This window comes from Histophilus somni 2336 (genome assembly GCF_000019405.1).
Taxonomy (GTDB): Bacteria; Pseudomonadota; Gammaproteobacteria; order Enterobacterales; family Pasteurellaceae; genus Histophilus; species Histophilus somni.
Genome location: NC_010519.1, coordinates 2021900 through 2046872, shown reverse-complemented (window position 1 = coordinate 2046872; position 24973 = coordinate 2021900). Strand labels below are relative to the sequence as shown.

General features: G+C 38.9%; 16 protein-coding genes. 12 read left to right on the top strand and 4 right to left on the bottom strand.

Features of this window, described 5'->3' with window-relative positions:
* Positions 1-280: 280 nt before the first annotated feature.
* Positions 281-8557 (bottom strand): YadA-like family protein, encoded by an 8277-nt coding sequence (locus HSM_RS09240; protein ID WP_012340896.1) that lies wholly within the window; start codon positions 8555-8557, stop codon positions 281-283.
* Between the two features lie 852 nt (positions 8558-9409).
* Here HSM_RS09240 and glyS point away from each other — a divergent pair.
* Positions 9410-11476: a glycine--tRNA ligase subunit beta gene (gene glyS / locus HSM_RS09235; protein WP_012340895.1), complete on the top strand. Its 2067-nt coding sequence runs from the start codon at positions 9410-9412 to the stop codon at positions 11474-11476.
* Between the two features lie 102 nt (positions 11477-11578).
* On the opposite strand, the gene grcA is transcribed toward glyS, so the two are convergent.
* A complete protein-coding gene (gene grcA, locus HSM_RS09230; RefSeq protein ID WP_011608637.1) occupies positions 11579-11962 on the bottom strand; it encodes an autonomous glycyl radical cofactor GrcA in 384 nt (127 codons plus the stop codon).
* 259 nt (positions 11963-12221) lie between these two features.
* Between grcA and ung the strand changes: the two genes are divergently transcribed.
* The 10 genes from ung (at position 12222) to rimI (ending at position 22403) form a co-directional block, all read left to right on the top strand.
* On the top strand, positions 12222-12893 hold the full coding sequence (gene ung, locus HSM_RS09225) for a uracil-DNA glycosylase (protein WP_011608638.1): 672 nt from the start codon (positions 12222-12224) through the stop codon (positions 12891-12893).
* 15 nt (positions 12894-12908) lie between these two features.
* Complete coding sequence (gene yaaA / locus HSM_RS09220) at positions 12909-13685, top strand: peroxide stress protein YaaA (RefSeq protein WP_012340893.1); 777 nt, start codon at positions 12909-12911, stop codon at positions 13683-13685.
* The gene (locus HSM_RS09215) at positions 13682-14236 is read left to right on the top strand and encodes a 6-phosphofructokinase (RefSeq protein WP_012340892.1); all 555 of its coding nucleotides are present in this window, start codon (positions 13682-13684) and stop codon (positions 14234-14236) included. The genes yaaA and HSM_RS09215 overlap by 4 nt, the downstream gene beginning before the upstream one ends.
* A 14-nt stretch (positions 14237-14250) precedes the next feature.
* On the top strand, positions 14251-15147 hold the full coding sequence (locus tag HSM_RS09210; RefSeq protein ID WP_011608641.1) for a cation diffusion facilitator family transporter: 897 nt from the start codon (positions 14251-14253) through the stop codon (positions 15145-15147).
* A gap of 112 nt (positions 15148-15259) precedes the next feature.
* The gene (pfkA, locus tag HSM_RS09205; protein WP_011608642.1) at positions 15260-16225 is read left to right on the top strand and encodes a 6-phosphofructokinase; all 966 of its coding nucleotides are present in this window, start codon (positions 15260-15262) and stop codon (positions 16223-16225) included.
* A gap of 308 nt (positions 16226-16533) precedes the next feature.
* Positions 16534-17784, top strand: a complete 1251-nt coding sequence (gene hflK / locus HSM_RS09200) for an FtsH protease activity modulator HflK (RefSeq protein WP_012340891.1) — start codon at positions 16534-16536, stop codon at positions 17782-17784.
* Positions 17784-18671, top strand: coding sequence for a protease modulator HflC (gene hflC, locus HSM_RS09195; RefSeq protein WP_012340890.1), 888 nt, complete (start codon positions 17784-17786; stop codon positions 18669-18671). The genes hflK and hflC overlap by 1 nt, the downstream gene beginning before the upstream one ends.
* Positions 18672-18959: 288 nt before the next feature.
* Positions 18960-21371, top strand: coding sequence for an endopeptidase La (gene lon, locus HSM_RS09190; protein WP_012340889.1), 2412 nt, complete (start codon positions 18960-18962; stop codon positions 21369-21371).
* Between the two features lie 177 nt (positions 21372-21548).
* Entirely contained in the window at positions 21549-21953 is a 405-nt protein-coding gene (locus HSM_RS09185) for a DNA polymerase III subunit psi (protein ID WP_012340888.1), read from the top strand.
* A 3-nt stretch (positions 21954-21956) separates the two neighbouring features.
* Positions 21957-22403: a ribosomal protein S18-alanine N-acetyltransferase gene (gene rimI / locus HSM_RS09180; RefSeq protein WP_012340887.1), complete on the top strand. Its 447-nt coding sequence runs from the start codon at positions 21957-21959 to the stop codon at positions 22401-22403.
* 114 nt (positions 22404-22517) lie between these two features.
* On the opposite strand, the gene HSM_RS09175 is transcribed toward rimI, so the two are convergent.
* Both HSM_RS09175 and dapA read right to left on the bottom strand, forming a co-directional pair.
* The gene (locus tag HSM_RS09175) at positions 22518-23114 is read right to left on the bottom strand and encodes a hypothetical protein (protein WP_012340886.1); all 597 of its coding nucleotides are present in this window, start codon (positions 23112-23114) and stop codon (positions 22518-22520) included.
* 302 nt (positions 23115-23416) lie between these two features.
* The gene (gene dapA / locus HSM_RS09170; protein WP_012340884.1) at positions 23417-24313 is read right to left on the bottom strand and encodes a 4-hydroxy-tetrahydrodipicolinate synthase; all 897 of its coding nucleotides are present in this window, start codon (positions 24311-24313) and stop codon (positions 23417-23419) included.
* 109 nt (positions 24314-24422) lie between these two features.
* Here dapA and bcp point away from each other — a divergent pair, with 109 nt between their 5' ends.
* Complete coding sequence (gene bcp, locus HSM_RS09165; protein ID WP_012340883.1) at positions 24423-24899, top strand: thioredoxin-dependent thiol peroxidase; 477 nt, start codon at positions 24423-24425, stop codon at positions 24897-24899.
* Positions 24900-24973 lie beyond the last annotated feature (74 nt).

Sequence of the window (24973 nt, the reverse complement as noted above, 5' to 3'; positions counted from 1 at the left end):
TTTCTGCTATGTAATTATAGATGGCATTATTTTACGCTAAATTTATTAGTAATGAAATGATGTAATAGATTTTTGCTTTTATCTCGAAATTTCACCTATACATTATGGCATCGTTATTCAGTATTTAACTGACTATTTTTTATCATGCATTGCTCTCAGGCAAATACCGCACCAACAAACAAAAAAGCAGTGATTTTGATCTTTACCTAGAAGTTGGATAAAAAAAACAACTGACTAAGGAACAGATTATCACTGCTTTTTTTGATAGTTTGACCTCAGCTTACCACGCCCAGCCGATACCGACACCACCACCGAAATCGCCGGTTGAGGTGCTGTTGCCGTGTAGTTTCAGCATAATCTTACCGTTGTCGCTCACACGAGAGTAGCCCAAAGCCACCGCACTTTGCCCTCTATAGGTACCCGCAGAGACTGCAAGTGCCGATTTACCCGGCATCGCAATCGTTGGCAACGCAGCCGCCGCATTTGCACCGGCAATTCCTGATTGCAAGCGTTTGTTGTTGGCACTGATCACATTATCCAAGCGGTTGACAGTGGCACTGAGTTGACCATCCACATATTTCTTATTCACCACCGCACTTCCACTGGTTGTTGGTTTAATATCCGGTACGGTAATAATACCGTTTTCACCATCAATCTTAATTTCACCGCCTTTGCCGGTTACGGTTAAGCCGTTTTTATTAAGAACGGTTTTTGGCATTGGATTTTGCTGATTTTGTGCTACGTTGTCAGCAAAGGTAAGGCTTTCAGCAGTTATTGTTGCTTTATTGTTTTTACCTTTATCTTCCAACATGATATTGTCCGCACCATAGGTGGCAGAGGTACCTTTACTATTGCCATCTTTACCTTTGTTCTCAACAGTTAAGCCCTCGCTATTTAACGTCGATTTCTTACCGCCCTCCTCTTTGGTTTCAAAGGCTTTCATATTTTTCAAGGTATCCGACAGTTTTATTTCTAAGCCGTCTTTGGCTGTATTGGTTTCTACCTTAATGTTACCAGCGGCGGTTGTCGTACTGTTAAACTTGTCAGTGGCACTAGAACCAGTTGTAGCGTTTTCTTCCCCTTTAATGGTTAAGGTATCGCTGATTTTTCTGACCACATCATCGCCCTGATTTCCTTTAAATCTCAACCCAGCTTGTGCAACCGCTTTTAAATCAGCGAGATTGGCGGCTTTGTGTAGGTCATCTTTTGTCATTTGTTGCCCTTGCTGACCGCTCATACCCTCAGCAACTAATTTTTTCACTAGTTCAAAACTTAATCCATTTTTTTGAGAATCCGGTTTATCTTTCATATCATCAAGCCCTAAACCGGATTTGAGGTTGTTGATGGCAACAGGGTCATGAGCCTTACCTCCATTTTGAGGTTTACCGCCTAAAGTGATTGATTTTTTATGTTCATCATCATATTTCACCGTCACTTTATCCAGTTTATCCACATAGTTTTTATTCACCGCACTCGTGCCGTCAGAATTTGCTTCTAAATCTTTCAGACCGGTGATTTTTCCTGTGCCAATAGATTTACCATCACTTGTTTTCTTGGCTGAGAACTCTATTGAAGGTCCGTTATTAGGATCAAGTGAATCTAAACTTTTTGGATCCGCCGGTTTTGCACCTGCTTTAATAGTGATTGATGCTGTATCAGCAAATGGATTTGCTCCATTTGCTCCGCCTGTGTTATTCGCCCCTTGTGGCATAAGTGCAATACCCTCTTTATTGATATTCACTTTCGCACCCGTTGTGCCAACTTGGAATGTGGCATTTTCTGAAGTTAAAGAAAGTTTGGTGACTTCTTCATTTGAACCAGCACCATTTCCGCCCGCACTTCCTTTAGGTGAAGAGATAGATTTTATATTTTCTAACGTGTCAGTCGTCGCTATAGTAACAACAGCCGTAGTAGGTGCGGTTGGTGTACCAGTCGTTGTTGTACTCGTGGTTGGTGTTGTAGTTGTGCTACTTGCCGAAGCAGACGGCGGTGCAGCTGCTGGAGCAGGCGACGGTGCTGGAGCAGCTGGTGTTGGAGCCGGTGCAGAAGCAGAAGCACTCGAACTTGGCTGTGTTGCACTGCCATTTCCATTTGCTACAGTAACTTGGATATTCTGTCCGTTCGTAAACTTCAAAGTGTCGCCACGACCGATTTCGATAGGCTTACCACTACCATTTTCAACCTTGAACTTAAATTTATTTAACGCTTGTTCAAGGTATCCTTTGGTAATGAGGTCATTTTCACCAACTGTACTTCCGCTTGCACCACTTCCGCTACCTGTGCCATTCTCATACATTTGTTTTTGAGAAAGCGTAACCTTTTCAAATATCGGTGCATTTTTAAAGCCGATTTCGATTTTGGCGTTGCCGTTAGTTTCTCTCGTGTATTGAGTGATTAAATTATCACCTTTAAACTCAGCAATATTTGGTTGTGATGAAGTCCCCGCCGGAGCTGGTGTAGCAGACGAACCAGCCTGATTCATACCTAAACGCACAATGCTAAGGGTCGAACCAAGATAGTGCGGTGTGTTTTGAGTGCCATTTGTTACCGCACTTTGATCCGCACTGAACATCAAGCCCTTGTTAATAGCCGTAATGCTTTCATTAATAGCTTCTCTAAAGGTTGTTGGGGCTTTTGCTTGTTCTTGCTGTTGTCCTTGCTGTGTTCCTTGCGAGGCTCTCTTATACTCAACTTTTGCAAAAGTTGATTGTTTAAAGCCATCATCTGTATCATGTTTCTCTGCACCAAGTACATCAAAACCTAATTTACCAAAAATGCTAATCACTTCCGCAAGCTGTCCGCCGTTGATGGCATCGGTTGAGCCTGTTTCGACTTTACCTGCGGCAACGTTGGTGATAATCCGCTCGCTACCCTTATCCCCTACACTGACTACGGTTTTGTCTTTTGCCATATCAGAAGACGTTCCTGCACTTGCCCAAGTGATTTTTAAGCTATTTTTACCAGCAAAAACCTCTGCACCACTCGGTGCATTTTTCTTGTCGCTAGCTTTTGAATTTTTACCCAATGCCACAGAATCGCCAGCATTTTCTTCAACTGTCGCACCCTCACCAATGGCGACCGCACCTGTGGCGTTTTGCTTAACATTCGCACCTTTACCGAGTACCACCGCACTTTGTGCTTTGGACTCTGCTTCTCTACCAATCACCACGGAATTACTTGCACTTTCTGCTTTGGCACTGTTACCGAATACGAGTACGCTATCATTACCACTACCTGAAACCGTAATATTCGACCCCAAGGCAACAATGTCATTACCACCCGTAATGCTATTGTTATTACCGATAGACACTGCCCATTCGGCATTGGTGATTTTCGTATCCCTACCCACACCGATGGATTGTTTGGCATTTTGTAAAGTTACTGTATTTCCTATAGCGATGACAGAATCGTTACTCTTACCATTATTTTTTGAAATGGTAATATTCGACCCCAAGGCAACAATATCATTTCCGCCTGAAACGTTGTTTTTATTACCGATGGAAATTGCCCATTCGGCGTTTTGTAAATTACCTTTATCACTATCTTTAGTCGCTGAAATCGCAATGGAGTTTTTAGCACCTGTACCCACTACCGTGCCGTGTCCTATCGCTACGCCATATTCCGATTTCACCTCCGCACCGCTACCCAATGCGACCGCACCTATGGCTCCCATATCTGTTTTAGTGTTTACACCGATAGCAATTGATTTATCGCCTTTTGCACCGTCATTATTGTAATTGTCGGTTCTAGTACCAGTGCTGGTATTACTAGTTCCATTTTTCACCGACAAATAATGCAATTGTGAAGCGGTTAATTGTTTGACTGTAACAGCATCGCCATCACTCTTTCCATCTGCCAAGCCTGTAATTGTAACTTTGTTACCATCTGCTTTGGTAAAAGTTAATTCACTTCCACCGACTTTTAATACCGCTGAGTTTCCACCACTTGAACCGCTTGCACCATTTGCAAACGTTAAAACATTATCCCCATCTTTCCCAATAGAGGTAATGTCCTTCAAATTCGTGTTCAAAGCGATTTCAAGTATTCCACCATCTTTTGCCGTTGTAGTAATGTTTTGATGTTTGGCTACACCCGCACCTTGGGCAGGTGTTTGTGCGGTGCTTTCCGCCCCCTTAATTGTCAAGGTTGAACCAAGATAGAGTTGCTTCGCTTCGTTGTTGCTTCCAGCACTTTTATCGCCCTTGAATTTTAAGCCCTTGTTGATGGTTTCAATGCTTTTCTCAATCGCTTGTTTAAAAGTTGTTGGTGCTGGAGATGTCTCACTTCCATCTTTATCTTTCAACTTGGTAAATGTGGTTGCTTTGAATTGTTTTGTACCGCTATCCACTTCCGCACCTAATACTGTAACGCCTAATTTACCAAATGTTTCAATCACGCTATACACCTGTCCGCCGTTAATCGCATCGGTTGAGTTAGGCATTACACTTCCAGCAGCAACATGTTTAATTATGCGTTCATTGCCTTGACTACCCACACTGACAACTTCTTTATCCGCCCCTGCTCCTGCATTGTTCCAGTCAAATTTCAAACTTGCTGAACCCACATTAATATCTGCACTGGTCGCAGCGGTAGTTTTCCCTTCCCATGTAGAATTTTTACCCAACGCAAAGGAATTATCGCCGTTGGTAGACCCATTGCCGACATTGATTATCGCTAATTTATTGGTTACTTTATCCGTCAAAGAAAATGTAATTTCTTTACCGCTACCATTTGAAGAAGCCTTGCTGGTCAAATACGTTCCCTCGCCCTTAATCGTGATTTTATCGCCGAGTGAGGCTTTAACGTCAGTGCCAGTATTCCCTGCAAAGGTCAAGCCTTTTTGAACAATCGCTTTAGCGACTTCGGACAGGTCTTTCACATTGACGGCGTTGTTGGCAATTGTCGTGCTACTGCCACCGCTGTTTGTGCTATCAAGAGTTCCAGCAAGGACTTTGTCGATAATGTCAGCATTTCCGTTTCCAGTACCATTTAACCCTAAACCGCTTGTAATGCCTTTAATCTGTTTACCGCTTAAGGTTAAGCCGGTTCTGTCAAATACAAAATTTGCACCATTGGATTTAATCACAACGTTAGTATTGGCTTTGGTACCATTTACATTTTTTCCATTAAATTCAATTGAAGAGCTTACAGGCGTTTGCTTACCATTGCTACCCTTGGTCATAAATGTTTTGCCCGCAATGGAATTAACCTCTTTTATGTCCTCATTGAGAGCAATTTCTAATGTATCGCTTGAGGCTTTAGTGGTGATATTTTTATGAGCTGTAGAAGTTGTCCCCGCACTTTGATCAGTAGTTTGTGCCGTGCTGTCTGCTCCTTTAATGTTTAAAGTATCTTGGACTTTAAATTTAGCCCCTGAATCCCCTTGGACATTAAAACTCGTAGCGACGTTTTTTAATGCACCGTCTAAATAGCCTTTAGTAATTAAGTCGTTTTTATCGACTGTATTTTTTTGTGTACCAGAAGGATAGGTTTGTTCTTCTGACAATGTAACTTTTTTAAATGTCGGATTTTCTTTTATGCCTATTAAAAGTGTTTTGTTATTCGATTGATAGGCTGTTCTAATATTATCGCTTTTATATTCTGTTGTTGTTTTGAGTACCTTATCCTCAACCGTTGTATTCCCCGCTTTAATCGTTAAAGTTGAGCCTAGGGTAAGTTGTCCGCTTTCAGCATCTCCTGCAATGTTAAGCCCTTTATTTACTGCCGTAATCAGTTCATCAATGGCTTTTTTAAATGTTGTTGGCTGGTTATTTGTTCCGGATTGTGCTCCTTCATAATTAACCGCTACAAAACTAGGCGTATCAAATTTTGTTTTATCACTATTTACGGTCAAGCCTAAAATAGTTTTACCAAGCTGATTCAGCTGATTCCCCGTAATCGCTTGATTAGACTTGTCAGCAATTTCTCCATCAGCTATATGACCAAATTTAATTAGTTCGCCCATATCTGCGGTTTTTTTGCCATTTATCATGACAGGTTTTTCATTCGCCCCTTTTGGACCGGCAAAAACCTTGTTTTTATCTATTTGCGTATCATCTAATGGCGTTCCGTTATCCGTATTGACTTTATAAAAATTGCCTTTCGTGTCTTTAACGACTTTATATATGTTCCCGTTCTCTTCGGTATAGTAGGTTACCACCCCCTCTTTTTTCACATAAGCTAAGGCTTTTAATTGTCCAATCGTCGCCACGTCAGAATCCAACGCACCCGGTGCGACGCCGACAATTCTTCTCAATCCAAGTTCTTGACCGCCACCATTACTTCCATTTTTAATCCAACCAACTGACACAATACCCGCTGCTTCATCGGTTTTTAAATCGTAACTTGACCCCTCCGGAATATAGGGAGCTAACTCAATGGCTTTTTTCCCGTCTAACGTAGCGGTCTTGGTAGAGCTGTCATTTTTAACGGTTGGTCCGTTTGATGAAGTAATAGTTGCAGTATTGCCCGTTTTGTCCTCATAAAAATATTTGGTGGTGGATTTATACCCCAACGCCACGGAGTTTTTCATCGTCGCTTCGGCATCATTACCTAATGCCATCGCACTGCTTGCGTTTTGCTCAACTTGTGCATTATTCCCGAATGCTACGCCTTTTTCAGCATAAACTTTTGAGTCTGCCCCTATCGCAATGGCGGACATCTCTAATTCTACATTGCCGTTATCTAAAAATATCCTCTTATCTCGTTTTACTTTTTCTATTTTCTCCTGTTTAGCTGATTCATCAAGTTTATGCTCAACTTGTGCATGGTGTCCGATGACGATAGATTCGGAAGCATGGTCTTTTAGGCTTGCATCATTTCCCAAAACAATACTTTCACTTGATAAACTATGGGCACCATAGCCGACGGCGATGGTGTTATCTTTCGTTACACCAACGCCAGAACCGATAGCCACAACGCCCGCACCGGCAACATTGACCCCCGTACCGATAGCAACAGAGTTTTCTTTATATACATTAGTACCAATCCCAAGTGCGATGGTATTTCGTGCATATTTACCGATGTTATTTAATGCCCCCAAAACGACCGAGTTCGATCCTCTGACGATGGAAGCACTCCCGATCGCAATGGTATTATCGCCGTTGTTGGAAATATGATAGCCCAGCGAAATCGCATGGTCGCCTTCTTTTTGAGTTTTATAAATTTTTTCAGTGGTTTCGATGATCTCGCCGTTGCTTTTGTCAAAAGCATATTGTAGCTGATCTTTTTGTTTTTCTTTTTTCTTTATTAGCTCATCAATTAGCTTAGAAACTGGATTTTCTGTTTGGTTTTTTGCAGCAAATCCAAGTGTAACAATCTCATTCTTATCTCCGAATTTTAATTGTTTATCAGGTGATCTATTGTCATATGCAATAGTTGCACTTCCATGATCCCCAGGGGATACGGTAGGTTGAGCAGTTTGTGTAGTACTCATAATCAACTTTTCAAGTTCGGTGTCAGCACTACCACTTAACTTGGCATTAGACCCTACATTTTGTCCTATAGCGATAGAACCCTCACCTACTGCTTTTGAGAAACTACCAAAGGATAACGCCCCTTTATTCGTTGATTCGGCATTATTTCCTACCGCAAAGGAATTCGCGGCAAATACCCGTGATTCGTCTCCGATCGCAACCCCACCTGTTGCGACAAAATCCACAAACGCACGTACACCGACCGCCGTTGAACTCTTACCTAAGGCGAAAGATAATGTCCCGATAGACAGTGAGGTATCTCCATAGGCAACTGATCTTGAACCGATAGCGATTGCCGCCACTCCGGCTGAATAAGTAGGGGAGTATACTCTGGTATCAATATGATTATCTCTTACGTATTTTTTCTTAAAGTCATTTTCATCTAATATATCTTTATAACTAATCTTACCTTTATACTTAACATTAGTTGAATCATCTGAACGATATCCATAAATTTTCAAAATAGTCTCTTCAGGCAACGTATCTGAAAATCCAACATCAGTATATATATCATCATTCCCTATTGCTATAGAACCAAGACCCGCAGCCATTACATCCGATCCAAGTGCTACACCTTGTCCAGCTGAATATACATTATTACCTAAAGCTGTTGCTTGACTTTCGTAACCGACTGCATTATAGCCCAATATCGTCATACCTTGTTTATGGTTTCTCCCAGCCGAGTTAGGACCTATAATTACAGAGTGTTCTACATTTGTATTTATTCCACCATATCTCTTTAAAATTTGACCCCTATCTTGAACAGGGGTTATCAAAATATTTTTTTTATCTTTCCAATACGTTGCTTCAGACCAGTTCTGTTTTACACCCGCAGCTCCTGTTTCTCCATCCATATCTATATATACTATATCAGCATATGAAACACTGCTCACACCAAAAAATCCCGCAAGTACCAACGCCAACGGCAGGACCTTAAACGCCCCTAAATTTCCACCGAAAAACACACCGCACTTCGGCTTACTCTCCGAACTACTTGCTATTTGGCGATTGCTGGCTAACTCGGAAACGGCTTTACATTGACCTGTTGTAATATCGTATTTAGTTTTAAATATTTTGTTCATAGAATTACTCGCTTTAAAAATTATCTTTGAATGACTTGTTAAATGGTTATTGATCGAATCTGTTATTGATTGTTTATTTATTATCTCTTACTGATTATTTATTAAACTTTAGAGAGAGGGGATAACTCTAAATAGGCAATACCTTGCTTTTTAAGGCAAAGCAGAAAAAGGCGAATGATATCTTCGCAAAGGGGGTTAAAAGGGGAAATTTGGGTATGACGAGAAGTTAAAAACTTTTTAAAATTTATTTTGCAAGGTTTATAAAAAGGCGTTAGCCTAGGCTGTAGGCTGTAGGCTGTAGGCTGTAGGCTGTAGGCTGTAGGCTGTAGGCTGTAGGCTGTAGGCTGTAGGCTGTAGGCTCATATTCTGCTTCTTATTCGATTAATGTTAATAGGGTTGATTTGAGTTATTTTCTCAAATGATTAAATCCAGTTTAGTTAAGTGTGCGATTATACTGATCTAGTTATAAATTTGCTACAAAATTGTCTAAATTTATCGCAAAAAAAATAAAATTCTTCTCTTTTTTTTATCCTTTCTTTTTCTTTTTCTTTTCTGGGTTACTTTGATATGAGCTTAGATTGATTTTTAAAACGTTAAAACTCAGTACAACGAAAAGGCAAATTGAGCGTTTTCAAAAGCAATCTTGTTTTGCCTCTATCTAAAATAGTGTAGAATAAGAAAATGAGTTCAAAACGATATCAAGTAAAACGTAACCTTTTGATTTTTATTGAGTTAGGGAATTTGGTAGACGTAAAAACGATGTGAAGAATTGAGTAAAAGTACCCCAAAAAACGAACAAAGCAATTTGTTTAGCCAATGGATTTAAATAAAACGTATAGTTGAGAAATAACAATGACAGCACAAAACTTCCTCGCCGAGATCGGCACAGAAGAGTTGCCACCAAAGGCACTCAAAAAATTAGCGACCGCATTTGCGGAGAATGTTGAGCAAGAGTTAAATCAAGCAGGGTTGGCTTTTGAGAAAGTGGAATGGTTTGCAGCCCCTCGCCGTTTGGCAGTAAAAGTGTTGGGGCTGGCAGAGGCTCAACCGAGCAAACAAGTTGAAAAACGTGGGCCGGCAGTATCGGCGGCGTTTGATGCCGAAGGTAAGCCGACCAAAGCGGCGGAAGGCTGGGCAAGAGGCTGTGGCATTACCGTTGAGCAAGCCGAACGTCTTGCCACCGATAAAGGCGAATGGCTGGTGCATCGTGCAGTGATTGAAGGTCAGCCGACTAAAAACTTGCTTGTAGGCATTATTGATAAAGCCCTTGCAGGATTACCAATTCCAAAAACAATGCGTTGGGGCGATAAAACCGAGCAGTTTGTACGTCCGGTGCATACCGTAACGCTTTTATTCGGTGCGGATCTGATTGAAGGCGAAATTTTAGGCGTGGCGAGCGGGCGTACCGTTCGTGGACATCGTTTTTTAGGTGAGCGTGAATTTAGTCTTGATCACGCCGATCAATATCCGCAATTGCTCAAAGAACGTGGTTCTGTGGTAGCCGATTTCAATGAACGTAAAGCGTTGATCCTTGCAACATCTCAAGAAAAAGCGACCGCACTTGGCGGTGTGGCGGATATTGAAGAAGAGTTGTTGGAAGAAGTAACGTCATTAGTTGAATATCCGAATGTACTGACCGCTAAATTTGAAGAACGTTTCCTTGCCGTCCCTGCGGAAGCCTTGGTTTATACGATGAAAGGCGACCAAAAATACTTTCCGATTTATGATAAAGACGGAAAATTATTACCGCACTTTATCTTCGTGTCCAATATTAATCCGGACGATCCGAGCAAAATTATTGAAGGTAACGAAAAAGTGGTTCGCCCACGCTTGACCGATGCGGAATTCTTCTTCAAAACAGACTTAAAACAGAAATTGGAAGATCGGTTGCCACGCCTTGAAACCGTGTTATTCCAACAGCAGCTTGGCACATTGCGTGATAAAACCGCTCGTATTGAAGCCTTAGCAGGAGAAATTGCAGCACAAATCGGGGCGGATCAAACGAAAGCGAAACGTGCCGGCTTGCTCTCAAAATGCGATTTGATGACCAATATGGTGTTTGAATTTACCGATACGCAAGGCGTAATGGGTATGCACTATGCTCGCCACGATGGCGAAGATGAAGACGTGGCGGTTGCGTTGAACGAACAATATATGCCACGTTTTGCCGGTGATACATTGCCGAATTCGTTAGTCGCTTGTTCTGTTGCATTGGCGGATAAAATTGATACGCTCACAGGGATTTTCGGTATTGGACAATCCCCGAAAGGCAGTGCCGACCCGTTTGCTTTACGTCGTGCCGCACTGGGTTGTCTGCGAATTATTGTGGAGAAAAACTTGCCGTTGGATTTAGTTGACATTGTGGCAAAAGCGACCGCACTTTTTGGCGACAAACTGACGAATAAAAATGTGGTTGATGAAGTAGTAGACTTTATGCTTGGCCGCTTCCGTGCATGGTATGAAAGTGAAGGCATTGCAGTAGACGTCATTCAATCTGTATTGGCTCGCCGTCCGACCAAACCTGCGGACTTCGATGCTCGTGTGCGTGCGGTTTCTCATTTCCGTACATTAGACAGTGCCGAAGCCTTAGCCGCCGCAAATAAACGTGTGAGCAACATTCTAGCGAAAGCCGATATTGCGATTGGTGAGATTGATTTAGGCGTTTGCGTAGAGTCGGCAGAAAAAACGTTGGCGGAAGCGGTTATTGCCTTAAAAGGCGAAGTGCAACCGTTAATTGCACAAGGCGACTACACGGCTGTATTGGATAAATTAGCGAATTTACGTCAGCCGATTGATGCGTTTTTTGACGGAGTAATGGTAAATGTGGAAGAACAAACGCTTCGCCAAAATCGCTTAGCGATTTTAAGCACGCTACAAAATCTCTTTTTACAAGTAGCAGACATTTCGGTGTTGCAATAAAAAATAAGGTAAGATCGGAGAGTAAAGTCGACGAGAATATTTTGTGCCGTATTTCCACGTTTTAAAGTATGTGGGAATACGGCACATCAGATCAGATGGAAATTATAAACTTTGTGTGAAAGTACGAGTAATTACATCACGTTGCTGTTCCGGTGTTAAAGAGTTAAAACGAACTGCGTAACCGGAAACACGAATGGTTAGTTGTGGGTATTTTTCCGGATTATTTACTGCGTCTTCCAATGTTTCACGACGTAATACATTCACATTTAAGTGTTGACCCCCTTCAACTTTAATTGTTGGTGCAACGTCAACCGGTAATTCACGATATTCGATTTGACCTAACTCGCTTACTGCCACGATTTGATCTTCAACGAATTCCGCTTTAGCCGCTAAGCAACGAGCTTCGCCTTTTTCACTGTCCAACAACCAAAACGAGTTTAATAAATTGTCATTTGCCGCTTGAGTAATTTGGATACCTTTAATCATAATATGCTCCTAATCATTATGTTTTTTCACGAATTGAACTGGTGCAAATTTTATCAAAAAATTTTATATTTTCAATTAATTTGATATAGAGCGGTTTAATTTTATTGAAAAAATATATTGGATTGAAACGTAATCAAGGCGTTAAAATCAGCAAAATTTAAAAATAACCTATACGTATTAAGCAAATCCAAACTAGGCATTTTATTATTCTTTCTTTATAATTGCCGCTTAAGATTGGCATATCAATATGAGGAAAATCATGAATACGTGGAAAGAGGCAATTGGGCAAGAAAAACAACAACCTTATTTCCAGCATATTTTACAGCAAGTTCAACAAGCCAGACAAAGCGGTAGAACAATTTATCCACCTCAAGAAGAAGTATTTAGTGCCTTTAGACTGACGGAGTTTGATCAGGTTAGGGTCGTCATTCTGGGTCAAGATCCTTACCATGGTGTCAATCAAGCACATGGGTTGGCATTTTCAGTCAAACCCGGCATAGCACCGCCTCCTTCATTGGTAAATATTTATAAAGAACTCTCAACAGATATTATGGGGTTTCAAACTCCTTCACATGGCTATTTGGTCGGTTGGGCAAAGCAAGGCGTATTATTGCTCAATACGGTGTTGACCGTTGAACAGGGATTAGCACATTCACATGCGAATTTTGGTTGGGAAACGTTTACGGATCGTGTTATTCATGTTTTAAATGAACAACGTGATCATCTTGTTTTTTTGCTTTGGGGTAGTCATGCTCAGAAAAAAGGTCAATTTATTGACCGCACTAAGCATTGTGTTTTAACCTCGCCACACCCTTCGCCATTGTCGGCACATAGAGGATTTTTCGGTTGTAGGCATTTTTCCAAAACCAATCAGTATTTACGACATCACAATTTAACTGAAATTAATTGGCAATTGCCAATGACGATATAAATTTGAGGAAAGAACATGTTAGCTATTATTTCTCCAGCCAAAACGTTAGATTGGGAAAGTGCGGTACCGAATTTTGCTTTTTCTCAACCGCACTTAACTGCATATAGCGAAAAATTGATAAAAATTTGTCGTCAACTTTCACCGGAACAAATAAGTTCGTTAATGTCGATTAGCGATAAACTTGCTGGCTTAAATGCCGCACGCTTTGAACAATGGCAAATAGAGCATAATGAACAAAATTCTCGTGCGGCAATTTATGCTTTTAAAGGTGATGTTTACACCGGCTTGGAGGTTGAAACATTAAGTCGGGACGATATTCAATTTGCACAACAGCATTTGCGTGTATTATCCGGATTATATGGAGTGTTACGACCGCTTGATTTAATGCAACCTTATCGTTTAGAAATGGGAACAAAATTGGCAAATGAAAAAGGCAAGGATTTATATGCTTTTTGGGGAAATATCATCACCGACGCATTACAACAGGCAATTGAACAGCAGGGCGATAGAATTCTCGTTAATTTGGCTTCAGATGAGTATTATAAATCCATTAAAGAAAATCAATTAGAGGTGAAAATTATCAAGCCGGTTTTCCTTGATAACAAAGGAGGAAAATATAAAGTCATCAGTTTTTATGCTAAAAAAGCAAGAGGGTTGATGTGTCGCTATATTATTCAACATCGAGTCACTGACATTGAACAATTAAAAGAGTTTGATTTAGGGGGGTATCAGTTTAATCCATCCTCTTCAACACAAACAGAATTTGTATTTAAACGAGATTTAACCAAATGAACAAAATATTAGCTGTTCTGACCGCACTTTTATTGTCGGCTTGTGTATCACACTCTCGAGTAAACGTACCGGAATATATTAAGCATCATGAAAAAAGTTATTATCTTGTCAGTGCGATAGATTTGGAAACTGTGGCTCGTTACTTTTATTTACCGAAAGAGCATACCGTTGAAAACTGGCAAAGTGCGGTTGAATTATTACATGATCGTAATCGTGAAAAACGTAGTTTGTCGGATCGTATAACATTGAGACGACATGTTTATCAGAATAACGGTGTGAAGCAATTTAATCTTTATTTGAAAGATAATGAGCTTTACAGCTTTGTGATTTATGAACCGACAGAAAAAAATCCAACTTGGCAAGTAGATATTGCAAAAGGTAAAGAGATTCCTTTTTGTGGTTTTATTCAATATCAATATTCTTTTAAGTTAATGAAAGCTCCCACATCAGCAATGAGTAAACATAAAATTGAACGCTATTTAAAAAAATATATTGTGGATAAAGAAATCGCACAGCTCGAACAATATAAAATAGTCGGTTGTTATCAATGAGGGTAATTGTATAAATGGAACGTATTTATTCCCAACAAGTGAAAAAAGCAGCCAATTTAGCTATTTTTACCGCTTTATTATTAATTTTAGTGAAAAGTTTCGCTTGGTGGCAAACGAGTTCTGTCAGTATGTTAGCGTCTATCACTGACTCAATGTTGGATTTATTGGTGTCTTTGATGAATATGCTGATTTTGCGTTTTGCACTGATGCCGGCGGATCATAATCATTCTTTTGGTCATGGTAAGGCTGAGGCTCTTGCTGGTTTGGGGCAAAGTGCATTTATTTCCGGATCGGCGGTATTTATTCTTCTGCAAGGTATTCATCGCTTAAATACACCACAACCCTTGATGAATTTTCAGATTGGTGTTTTTGTAACCTTATTTTCGATTTTAGCTACTGCATTGTTAGTGATATATCAAAGCAAAGTGATTAAACAAACAGGCAGTCCGGCAATTAAAGCGGATAAACTTCATTATCAAACGGATTTATTGATGAATTTTACTATTTTAATTTCATTATCGTTGAGCCAATTAGGTTACCAACAAGCCGATGCGATTTTTGCTCTTTTAATTGCTTTTTATATATTGATTAATGCAGGTAAAATCTTGTTTGATAATCTCCAGTTGCTTTTAGATGTTGCCTTACCGGATGAAGAAATTAAAAGCATAGAACAAATTATTTTAGCAGATAAACGTATTTTGGGTTTTCATGATCTTAAAACTAGACGTTCAGGTGCGGTTCGTTTTATCCAATTTCATTTAGAATTAGATGATCATATGTCTTTTCTTCAAGCTCATCAAATTACGGAAGATATAGAAAATCAATTGAGACAGCGATTTTCTTACACTGATATTGCGATTCATCAAGAGCCAACCAGCGTTGTTCAAGTTGAGCTGAAAAGTTTAAACTAGATCAAATTGTGTTGCAATTCACAAAAATTTTTATAGAGCGACGGCAAGGAATAGTGTAACCTTGGCACTGTTTTTTTGAAGATTAATTTTAACAATACATTAGGTAAGTAATATGATAAAAAAAATTGCAGTTTTAACAAGTGGCGGTGATGCACCGGGGATGAATGCTGCGATACGTGGTGTTGTTCGTTCGGCTTTATCCGAGGGTTTGGAAGTTTATGGGATTTATGAAGGTTATTACGGTTTATATCACAACAAGATCCAACAATTAACTCGCTATAGCGTATCGGATATTATCAACCGGGGCGGTACATTCCTCGGCTCAGCTCGTTTCCCTGAGTTTAAAGATCCTGCCGTACGTGAAAAATGCGTGGAAATTTTACGTTCACATGGTATTGATGCACTGGTCGTCATCGGGGGAGACGGTTCTTATATGGGAGCAAAATTACTCACTGAAGAACATGATTTCCCTTGTGTCGGTATTCCTGGAACAATTGATAATGATGTTGCTGGCACTGATTATACTATCGGTTATCAAACCGCACTTGAAACCGCAGTTGAGGCAATTGACCGTTTACGTGATACCTCAAGTTCACACAAGCGTATTTCTATCGTGGAAATTATGGGCAGACATTGTAGCGATTTGACGATCTCGGCGGCTATTGCAGGTGGTTGTGAATATATTGTTGCTTCTGAAATTGAATTTAATCGTGAAGAATTAATTAAGCAAATTGAGCGTGCCATTATTAAGGGTAAGCGTCATGCAATTATTGCCATCACTGAATTATTATGTGATGTGAATGAGCTGGCTCGAGAAATTGAAGCCCGTGTAAAACACGAAACTCGAGCAACTATTTTAGGCCATATTCAACGTGGCGGTACGCCTTGTGCTTTTGACCGCATTTTAGGTTCTCGTATGGGGGTTTACGCTGTAGATCTTTTATTACAGGGCAAAGGTGGTTATTGTGTCGGTATCCAAAATGAACAATTGGTGCATCATGATATTATTGATGCAATTAATAATATGCGTCGTGAATTTAAAGCCGATTGGTTAGCTATGTCTAAACGGTTAGATTGATTCATTTTATACAAAATCGCCGATTATTCGGCGATTTTTATCACTTCTGAATAACTTTCTCATTCTGAATTTTTTGCTATTAAATAACTATTTTTTGTTCTTATCCATTCGTTTGAAAGGTGATTTTCATCATTCTGTGTTGTTACCTCTAAGTGCGGTGATTATCATTACAGAGTTTGAAAAATGAGTTATTTTTTTGCTTTTGTGTGAGGAATACCAAATAAATCGCAAAATTAGTTTTAAATAAATTAGACTTAGATCAATATTTTGTTTAGACTTGTCACAATTTTTGACAAATGGAGAATGAAATGTCGTTCAATAATTCAGATCAAGATCCTTGGGGTAAGCCGGGTAGCACGGGGAAAAAACCGGAAAATAATCAATCCCATAATGAAGATAAACAGTCAAATTGGGAGCAGCCGAATAACCAACAAAAGAATACTCAACAATCACCGCCGGATATTGAAGAGATCTTTAATAATTTGCTGAAAAAAATCAGTGGTAAATCCGGTAATGTCGGAAAAAACGGCAAGCCAAATTCTCCGGTGGGGTTAGGTAAATTGTTACCGTTAGGTGTATTGATTGGTGCGGTGATTTGGGGATTAAGCGGGTTTTATACCATAAAAGAAGCGGAGCGTGGTGTAGTTCTTCGTTTTGGACAATTACATTCAATCGTTCAGCCGGGCTTAAATTGGAAACCAACGTTTATTGATAGCGTAACAGCGGTGAATGTTGAGCGGGTTCGTGAATTAAGAACACAGGGTTCAATGTTAACGCAAGATGAAAATATGGTTAAGGTTGAGATGACGGTGCAATATCGTGTTCAAGATCCGGCGAAATATTTGTTTAGTGTAACGAGAGCGGATGACAGTTTAAATCAAGCGACAGATAGTGCATTACGTTATGTAATTGGTCATATGACGATGGATGATATTTTAACTACCGGACGTTCAGTTGTACGTGAAAATACTTGGAAAACTTTAAATGATATCATTGCTGTTTATGATATGGGCTTAGAAGTGATTGATGTGAACTTCCAGTCTGCTCGCCCTCCGGAGGAAGTGAAAGCGGCTTTCGATGATGCAATTAAGGCTCAAGAAGATGAGCAACGCTATATTCGTGAGGCAGAAGCTTATGCTCGTGAGCAAGAGCCACGGGCTCGTGGAAATGCACAACGTATTATTGAGCAGGCGACAGCATATAAAGAACAAGTTGTGTTGGATGCACAAGGTGAAGTAGAGCGTTTCCAACGTTTATTACCTGAGTTTAAAGCATCGCCGGAATTATTACGTGAACGTTTGTATATTCAAACTATGGAAAAAGTCATGGCGAATACACCGAAAGTCATGTTAGATACACAGAGTGGAAATAATTTAACCGTATTGCCGTTAGAGCAGATCTTGAATAGTAAAACGTTAGCAGAGAAAAGCAATACGCTCGTTAAAACTGATCAATCAAGTGAAAAAAAGGTTCCTGAAAGAGCGGTAACAAATCCGGAAATTTCGCAACCGAACAGTCTTTATCAAGTTATAGAAGGTCGTCAAGGGAGATTTAATTAATGCGTAAATTCTTAACTCCTATTCTTATCGTATTGGTCGCACTGATTTATTCAAGTGTTGTGATTATTGATGAAGGAACTCGTGGCATTATGCTACGGTTTAGTAAAGTACATCGTGATGCAGATAATAAAGTGGTTGTTTATAGCCCTGGCTTGCATTTTAAAATCCCATTTATTGATCACGTCAAAATCCTTGATGCTCGCATTAGAACTTTAGACGGTCAACCTGATCGTTTTGTGACTGTAGAGAAAAAGGATCTATTAGTTGATTCTTATGTTAAATGGAGAATTAGTGATTTCGGTCGCTTTTATACAGCCACTAGTGGCGGAGATTATGTACAAGCCTCGAATCTTTTACGCCGTAAAGTAAATGATCGTTTGCGTTCTGAAATTGGCTCCAGAACTATTAAAGACATTGTATCCGGTACTCGTGGTGAATTAATGGAAGATGCGAAGAAAGCATTGAATACAGGACAAGATAGTACTGCTGAATTGGGTATTGAAGTCGTAGATGTTCGTGTAAAACAGATCAATTTACCTGATGAAGTATCTTCTTCAATTTATCAACGTATGCGTGCTGAACGTGATGCAGTGGCTCGTGAACATCGTTCACAAGGTAAAGAAAAAGCCGCATTTATTCAAGCTGATGTTGATCGTAAAGTTGTGGTTATTTTGGCAACAGCAAGTAAAAAGGCACAAGAGTTGCGAGGTGAAGGCGATGCAACAGCAGCAAAATTATATTCAGATGCGTTTGCTCAAGAACCGGAGTTTTTCAGTTTTATGCGTAGTATGAAAGCCTATGAAAACAGCTTTGAAGGTTCGAATAATATGATGATTTTAAAACCGGGTAGTGATTTCTTCCGTTTTATGGATCACCCTAAAAAGTAAAATCCTTATAAAAACACACCGCACTTGAAAATGATCTGCACACTAAAAGTTGGAGTAAATAAACAACTGATTAAGGTGCAGATTTTTATTTCTAAAGATACATCACTCTTCGTACAACAGGTGCTTGAATTTTCTTCGAAATAAGCAAAAGAAAGTGCCGGAATGTTTTGTAGCATTTTAGATAGAATGATGTTGATTGTTTTAGCAGGTTGGGTTTCGCTTGAACTTTAACAAAAAGCCCCCATATCCTGTGCATTCAGTCTATTTTTAAGAAAGAGAGTAAATTATATGAACGCAAAACGAACTAAGCTAGAGCATCTTCCGGTTCTACCATTGCGTGATGTGGTAGTTTTTCCTTATATGGTAATGCCATTGTTTGTTGGTCGTCCCAAGTCTATTCGTAGTTTAGAGGAGGCGATGGAAAATAATAAGCAATTATTATTGGTTTCACAAAGAAAACCTGACATTGAAGAACCTAAGATCGCTGATCTTTATAAGATTGGTACATTAGTCAATATTATTCAATTGTTAAAATTGCCGGATGGTACTGTAAAAGTTCTTGTTGAAGGACAACAAAGAACTAAACTTATTGATTTGCAAGATAATGGGGAATTCTTCTTAGCGTCTCACGAATTAATTGAAACACAATGGAGTGATGAGAAAGAATTAAGTGTATTGAAGAAAATTACTTTATCCGAATTTGAAAAATATGCGAATTTAAATAAAAAAATTCCCGCAGATATTATTTCTGCATTGCGACGTATTAATGATATAGAGAGATTAAGTGACACGGTTGCAGCTCATCTTCCGGTATCTATTAATGAAAAGCAAAATATCCTAGAAATAGGAGATTTGTCGGCACGGTTTGAATATTTATTAGGATTAATGGTAAGCGAAGCCGATATATTGCAAGTTGAACAACGTGTGCGTGGCAGAGTTAAAAAACAGATAGAAAAAAATCAACGTGATTACTATCTGAATGAACAAATTAAGGCATTACAAAAAGAGCTGAATGATGATGAAAACACAGTTGATGAAGTTGAGCAATTACGCAAGAAAATAGAAGAGGCTAAGATGCCGATAGAGGCTCGTGAAAAAGTGTTTGCCGAATTGCAAAAATTAAAGATGATGTCGCCAATGTCTTCCGAAGCAACGGTTTTGCGTAGTTATATTGACTGGATGGTTCAAGTTCCTTGGCATAAGCGAACTAAAGTTAAAAAAGATCTTGCCAAAGCACAGGAAACCTTAGATGCGGATCACTATGGCTTAGAACGTGTTAAAGAGCGTATATTGGAGTATTTAGCGGTACAAAGTCGCTTAAATCAATTAAAAGGCCCTATTTTATGTTTAGTTGGCCCTCCGGGTGTGGGAAAAACATCGCTAGGGCATTCTATTGCCAATGCAACGGGGCGTAAATATGTACGCATGGCATTAGGCGGTGTGCGAGATGAAGCAGAGATTCGTGGACATCGTAAAACGTATATAGGTTCTTTACCTGGCAAATTAATTCAAAAAATGGCAAAAGTGGGGGTAAAAAATCCACTATTTTTACTTGATGAAATTGACAAAATGGCAATGGATTATCGAGGTGATCCAGCATCTGCATTATTGGAAGTGCTAGATCCTGAACAAAATTCACATTTTAATGATCATTATCTTGAAGTCGATTATGATTTATCTGATGTAATGTTTGTTGCTACGTCCAACTCAATGAATATTCCAGCACCTTTACTGGATCGTATGGAAGTCATTCGTCTCTCCGGTTATACGGAAGATGAAAAACTCAATATTGCGACACGTCACTTATTGAATAAACAAATTGAGCGTAACGGATTGAAGACTGATGAGTTGGTTATCAATGAAGAGGCTATTTTAGATATTATTCGCTATTATACTCGAGAAGCCGGTGTTCGTTCTTTAGAGAGAGAGATTTCTAAAATTTGTCGCAAAGCAGTGAAAAATCTGCTATTAGATAAAAGTTTGAAATCTATTCAAGTGAATTCTAACAATTTGCAAGAGTATCTTGGGGTTAGACGCTTTGAATTTGGTCGAGCAGATACACAAAACCGCATTGGTGAAGTGACTGGATTAGCTTGGACCGAAGTTGGCGGTGATTTATTAACAATAGAAACGGCATCTGTAATCGGTAAAGGTAAATTGATTTATACCGGTTCTTTGGGCGATGTGATGAAAGAAAGTATTCAAGCTGCGATGACTGTTGTAAGAACTCGAGCTGAAAAGTTAGGTATTGCTAATGACTTTCATGAAAAACGTGATATTCACATTCATGTACCGGACGGTGCGACTCCGAAAGATGGACCAAGTGCGGGTATTGCTATGTGTACAGCGTTGGTTTCTTGTTTAACCGGTAATCCGGTAAAATCTGAAGTAGCAATGACGGGGGAAATTAGTTTACGTGGCAAAGTATTACCGATTGGTGGGTTGAAGGAAAAATTATTAGCAGCTCATCGAGGTGGTATTAAAACGGTGATTATACCCAAAGAAAATGTCAAAGATTTGGAAGAAATCCCTGAAAATGTGAAAAATAATTTAACTATTCATGCGGTTGACACTATTGATGAAGTCTTAACAATTGCACTAGAAAATCCAGCGGAAGGAGTTGATTTTGTGAAGCTTTCTCCAATTCATAAAATTAAATCTTCTCGTAAGCGTTCTTCTCGAACAAAAAGTTTGAATTAAAATTCTACTGGAGTGTAGAAGGTCAAAACTAATTTAATGATTTCTTATTTAGGTTTGATCTTCTACGGTTGAGTTTCTTCACTTTATATCAAATCCAAGAGCTAAAAATGGACACAATTATTGCTTAACCTCATTTCGGTTACGGTTTAAAATAGCCTGTTATTTAGGAAAATAGAAATGAACAGACGAGATAAACTCTTACAAGAAATGGGTATTTCACAGTGGAAATTACGCCATCCCGAGATTTTAAAAGGGTTGGTAAATGTCTCTGTGGCAAAAAATATTCGTTTGATTATGATTTCTGAACAGCCGGTTTTAAAAGAACAACCGTTTTTACAAGATATTTTTCGTAGTCTTGAGCTAATGAAAGAAGATTGTTTATGTATTGACTTTGATTTTTTGCCTTATCTTCAAGTCGAACATGAAGTGATTTATTGGTTACTCACAAACGATCAACAGAAAATAGACCGCACTTTAAGCGATAAGCAATATATGCCTTGTTGGAAAAGTAATGAACTTGAGAGATTAAAGCAAAGTCCTCAGGAAAAACGTCAGTTTTGGCAGCAAATTCAGGAAATATAGAAAATGATTTCATATATTGATGAACAAGATTTTGCCGAATTATTTGCGATCGAACAAAAAGCACATATTGTTCCTTGGTCATTAGGCACATTAAAAAATAATCAAGGCGAACATTATCTTAATTTAAAGAAAGTGGTTAATGGCAAAATTGTTGCGTTTGCCATTTGTCATCTTGTGTTAGATGAGGCAACGTTGTTTAATATTGCCGTCGATCCTGATTATCAAGGATTGGGGTTAGGAAAAGAATTACTGAAAGAATTAATTCAACAATTATTAGAACGTAATATACAAACCTTATGGCTTGAGGTGAGAGAAACGAACATTAAGGCAAGACAGCTATATCACAATTTGGGTTTTAATGAGGTGGATATTCGTAAAAATTATTATCCTTTACCTGACGGAAAGCGGGAAAGTGCGGTGGTAATGGCACTTTATTTTGGTATGATGTAGCGGTTTCATAAAGATTTAACCGATTGAACATGTTAAAATCCCTATTGAATAATATTTCAATAGGGATTTTTATGGTAAAAGTTTGGCTTGAAGATTTATTCTGTTTAGTATTGTTTAGAATTTAAATCCAAGCGTTAAACGTATGGCGTCGTTGTTGTAAGGATGCCATGAATAGTAGCCGTTACTTTCATAATTGACTTTTGCATGAGCATGATAATATCCAATATCTGCTAAGAAAGACTTATATTCAACACCGATGCTTAAACCCAAATATAGACCGTTTCGGGCTTTCATATTGCGATTAGTCGTTGTAGTTTTATGATCTAGATCTGTATAGTAAATATATTTTGTATTATCAATTTTGTTGATTGAATAACCGATATCGCCTTTTAGATAAAATTTGCTATTTGCATTAAAGGCATAATTTTGTTTCAGTGTGAAATAAATTGGTAGGGAAGAATAGCGATTTATTCTATATTTTTCAATTACATTAACATCTCCACCTATTCCGTAATTACCTTCAGGTGTGATCTGCCAAGTCGCATGATGATCGAACCCTTTTCGTTTAATATAGCCTAGTCCGAGACCGATTTCCGTTTGCGGTAAAATATTGTAGGTAGCTTCAAGAAAGAGACTTGGTGAGAAGGTGTTTTGTCTTGAGCTTGTAGGAAGATTTGTTACATCTTTATTGTAATTTAATACTATTCTCATAGTCTCAAAACGAGAGGTTAAATCAATCCCCGCCTTGCCGTAAAAGTTGAAATTACCCCCCCCGCATGGGCAAAGGCTGGAAGCGTAAATAATAACGCTAACGACAGTTTGTATTTCATAAAAAGTCCTTATTTTGTAAAAAGATAAGCGTAGATTGTACGCATGACATTAGGTGACGAATTATACAATACAAACCTTCAGAAAAAAATAAAAATTATTTTGCCCTTCAAAACAACCGCACTTAACCTAGAAATCGGTTAAAAAATAGGGTCGTTTGCAGACCCTAATGTTTAGTAAGAAGACTATAGCAATCCGGCATTTTTTAATGCTTCAATAACTTTTGGTTGCGATTGTTCGCTTAAAGTTGTCAGTGGAAGACGTAATATCGGTTCAGGAATTAATCCTAATTTATAAGCCGCCCATTTCACCGGAATAGGATTTGATTCGATGAATAAATCTTTATGTAAAGCACTTAATTTATCATTAATGATTTCTGCTTCATCAAATTTTCCGGCTAATGCCAATTCACACATTTTTGCCATATCAGCGGCGGCAATATTATTTGTGACGGAAATGACTCCTTGACCGCCAAGTTTCATACTTTCAAGCCCTGTTGCATCATCACCGCTGAGAAAAATGAAATCGTCCCCCGCCGCCTGTTTAATTTTCGCTACACGGCTGACATCACCTGTCGCTTCCTTAATTCCAATAATATTACTAATTTGAGCTAAACGACCAACGGTTTCAGGCAATAGATCGCTACCGGTACGACTCGGGACATTGTAAAGAATTTGTGGAATATCCGTACATTCTGCAATGGCTTTAAAATGTTGATACATACCTTCTTGAGTTGGTTTATTGTAGTAAGGTACAACGGATAAACAACCTGCAACACCACTATCATTTAACAGCTTGGTCATCGTAATCGCTTCGCTGGTTGCATTTGCTCCGGTACCTGCAATAACAGGTATTCTTCCATCGGCAAACTCAAGAGTTTTTAAAATTGTTTTCACATTTTCAGCGATGCTTAATGTGGCGGATTCTCCGGTTGTACCGACAGAAACGATAGCGTGAGTTCCTGAAGCAATATGGTATTCAACCAGTTTTTTTAATGCGTTAAAATCAACTTCCCCATGATTATCCATTGGCGTAATAAGTGCGGTGATACTACCGTAGAATAAAGGTCTGTGTGTGGTCATAAAATCTCCTTATTATGTTTGCATATTAGCTTGAAAAAGTCCGTTTAGGATCGTTAAAATGGCAACACTTTGCAAGTATTTTTTTATATTTTTTAAAAGGTAATATTTTATGAAAACATTAAAAGCCGGCGATTTTGCACCGCACTTCAGTCTATTAAATCAAGATAGTAAACCGATTAGTCTTGAAGATTTTCACGGTAAAAAAGTATTGGTTTATTTTTATCCGAAAGCGTTGACGCCTGGTTGTACAAAGCAAGCCTGTGGGTTGCGTGATAGCAAAGCAGAGCTAGAAAATAAAGGTGTTGTTATTTTAGGTATCAGTCCGGATTCGCCGAAAAAATTAGCCAATTTTATAGAAAAGAAAGCATTGAATTTTGATCTTCTTTCAGATGAGCAACATATTGTGGCAGAACAATTCGGTGTTTGGGGAGAAAAAAAGTTTATGGGAAGAATCTTTGATGGTATTCATCGCATTAGTTTTTTAATTGATGAACAGGGAAAAATTGAACAAGTTTTTGATAAATTTAAAACTACGGATCATCATCAAATTGTCTTGGATTATTTAAATTCATTGGAACAACGTTAAGATATTTTTATGTCAGAAAAAATCTGCAATTTCATCGGAAAGTTACTTGATTAAATTGCAGATTAGTTGTGTAT

What these genes read in the sequence shown, in the direction of transcription:
- HSM_RS09240 (WP_012340896.1), bottom strand. Translation starts at nt 8,557, where the DNA reads ATGAACAAAATATTTAAAACTAAATACGATATTACAACAGGTCAATGT.
- glyS (WP_012340895.1), top strand. Translation starts at nt 9,410, where the DNA reads ATGACAGCACAAAACTTCCTCGCCGAGATCGGCACAGAAGAGTTGCCA.
- grcA (WP_011608637.1), bottom strand. Translation starts at nt 11,962, where the DNA reads ATGATTAAAGGTATCCAAATTACTCAAGCGGCAAATGACAATTTATTA.
- ung (WP_011608638.1), top strand. Translation starts at nt 12,222, where the DNA reads ATGAATACGTGGAAAGAGGCAATTGGGCAAGAAAAACAACAACCTTAT.
- yaaA (WP_012340893.1), top strand. Translation starts at nt 12,909, where the DNA reads ATGTTAGCTATTATTTCTCCAGCCAAAACGTTAGATTGGGAAAGTGCG.
- HSM_RS09215 (WP_012340892.1), top strand. Translation starts at nt 13,682, where the DNA reads ATGAACAAAATATTAGCTGTTCTGACCGCACTTTTATTGTCGGCTTGT.
- HSM_RS09210 (WP_011608641.1), top strand. Translation starts at nt 14,251, where the DNA reads ATGGAACGTATTTATTCCCAACAAGTGAAAAAAGCAGCCAATTTAGCT.
- pfkA (WP_011608642.1), top strand. Translation starts at nt 15,260, where the DNA reads ATGATAAAAAAAATTGCAGTTTTAACAAGTGGCGGTGATGCACCGGGG.
- hflK (WP_012340891.1), top strand. Translation starts at nt 16,534, where the DNA reads ATGTCGTTCAATAATTCAGATCAAGATCCTTGGGGTAAGCCGGGTAGC.
- hflC (WP_012340890.1), top strand. Translation starts at nt 17,784, where the DNA reads ATGCGTAAATTCTTAACTCCTATTCTTATCGTATTGGTCGCACTGATT.
- lon (WP_012340889.1), top strand. Translation starts at nt 18,960, where the DNA reads ATGAACGCAAAACGAACTAAGCTAGAGCATCTTCCGGTTCTACCATTG.
- HSM_RS09185 (WP_012340888.1), top strand. Translation starts at nt 21,549, where the DNA reads ATGAACAGACGAGATAAACTCTTACAAGAAATGGGTATTTCACAGTGG.
- rimI (WP_012340887.1), top strand. Translation starts at nt 21,957, where the DNA reads ATGATTTCATATATTGATGAACAAGATTTTGCCGAATTATTTGCGATC.
- HSM_RS09175 (WP_012340886.1), bottom strand. Translation starts at nt 23,114, where the DNA reads ATGAGAATAGTATTAAATTACAATAAAGATGTAACAAATCTTCCTACA.
- dapA (WP_012340884.1), bottom strand. Translation starts at nt 24,313, where the DNA reads ATGACCACACACAGACCTTTATTCTACGGTAGTATCACCGCACTTATT.
- bcp (WP_012340883.1), top strand. Translation starts at nt 24,423, where the DNA reads ATGAAAACATTAAAAGCCGGCGATTTTGCACCGCACTTCAGTCTATTA.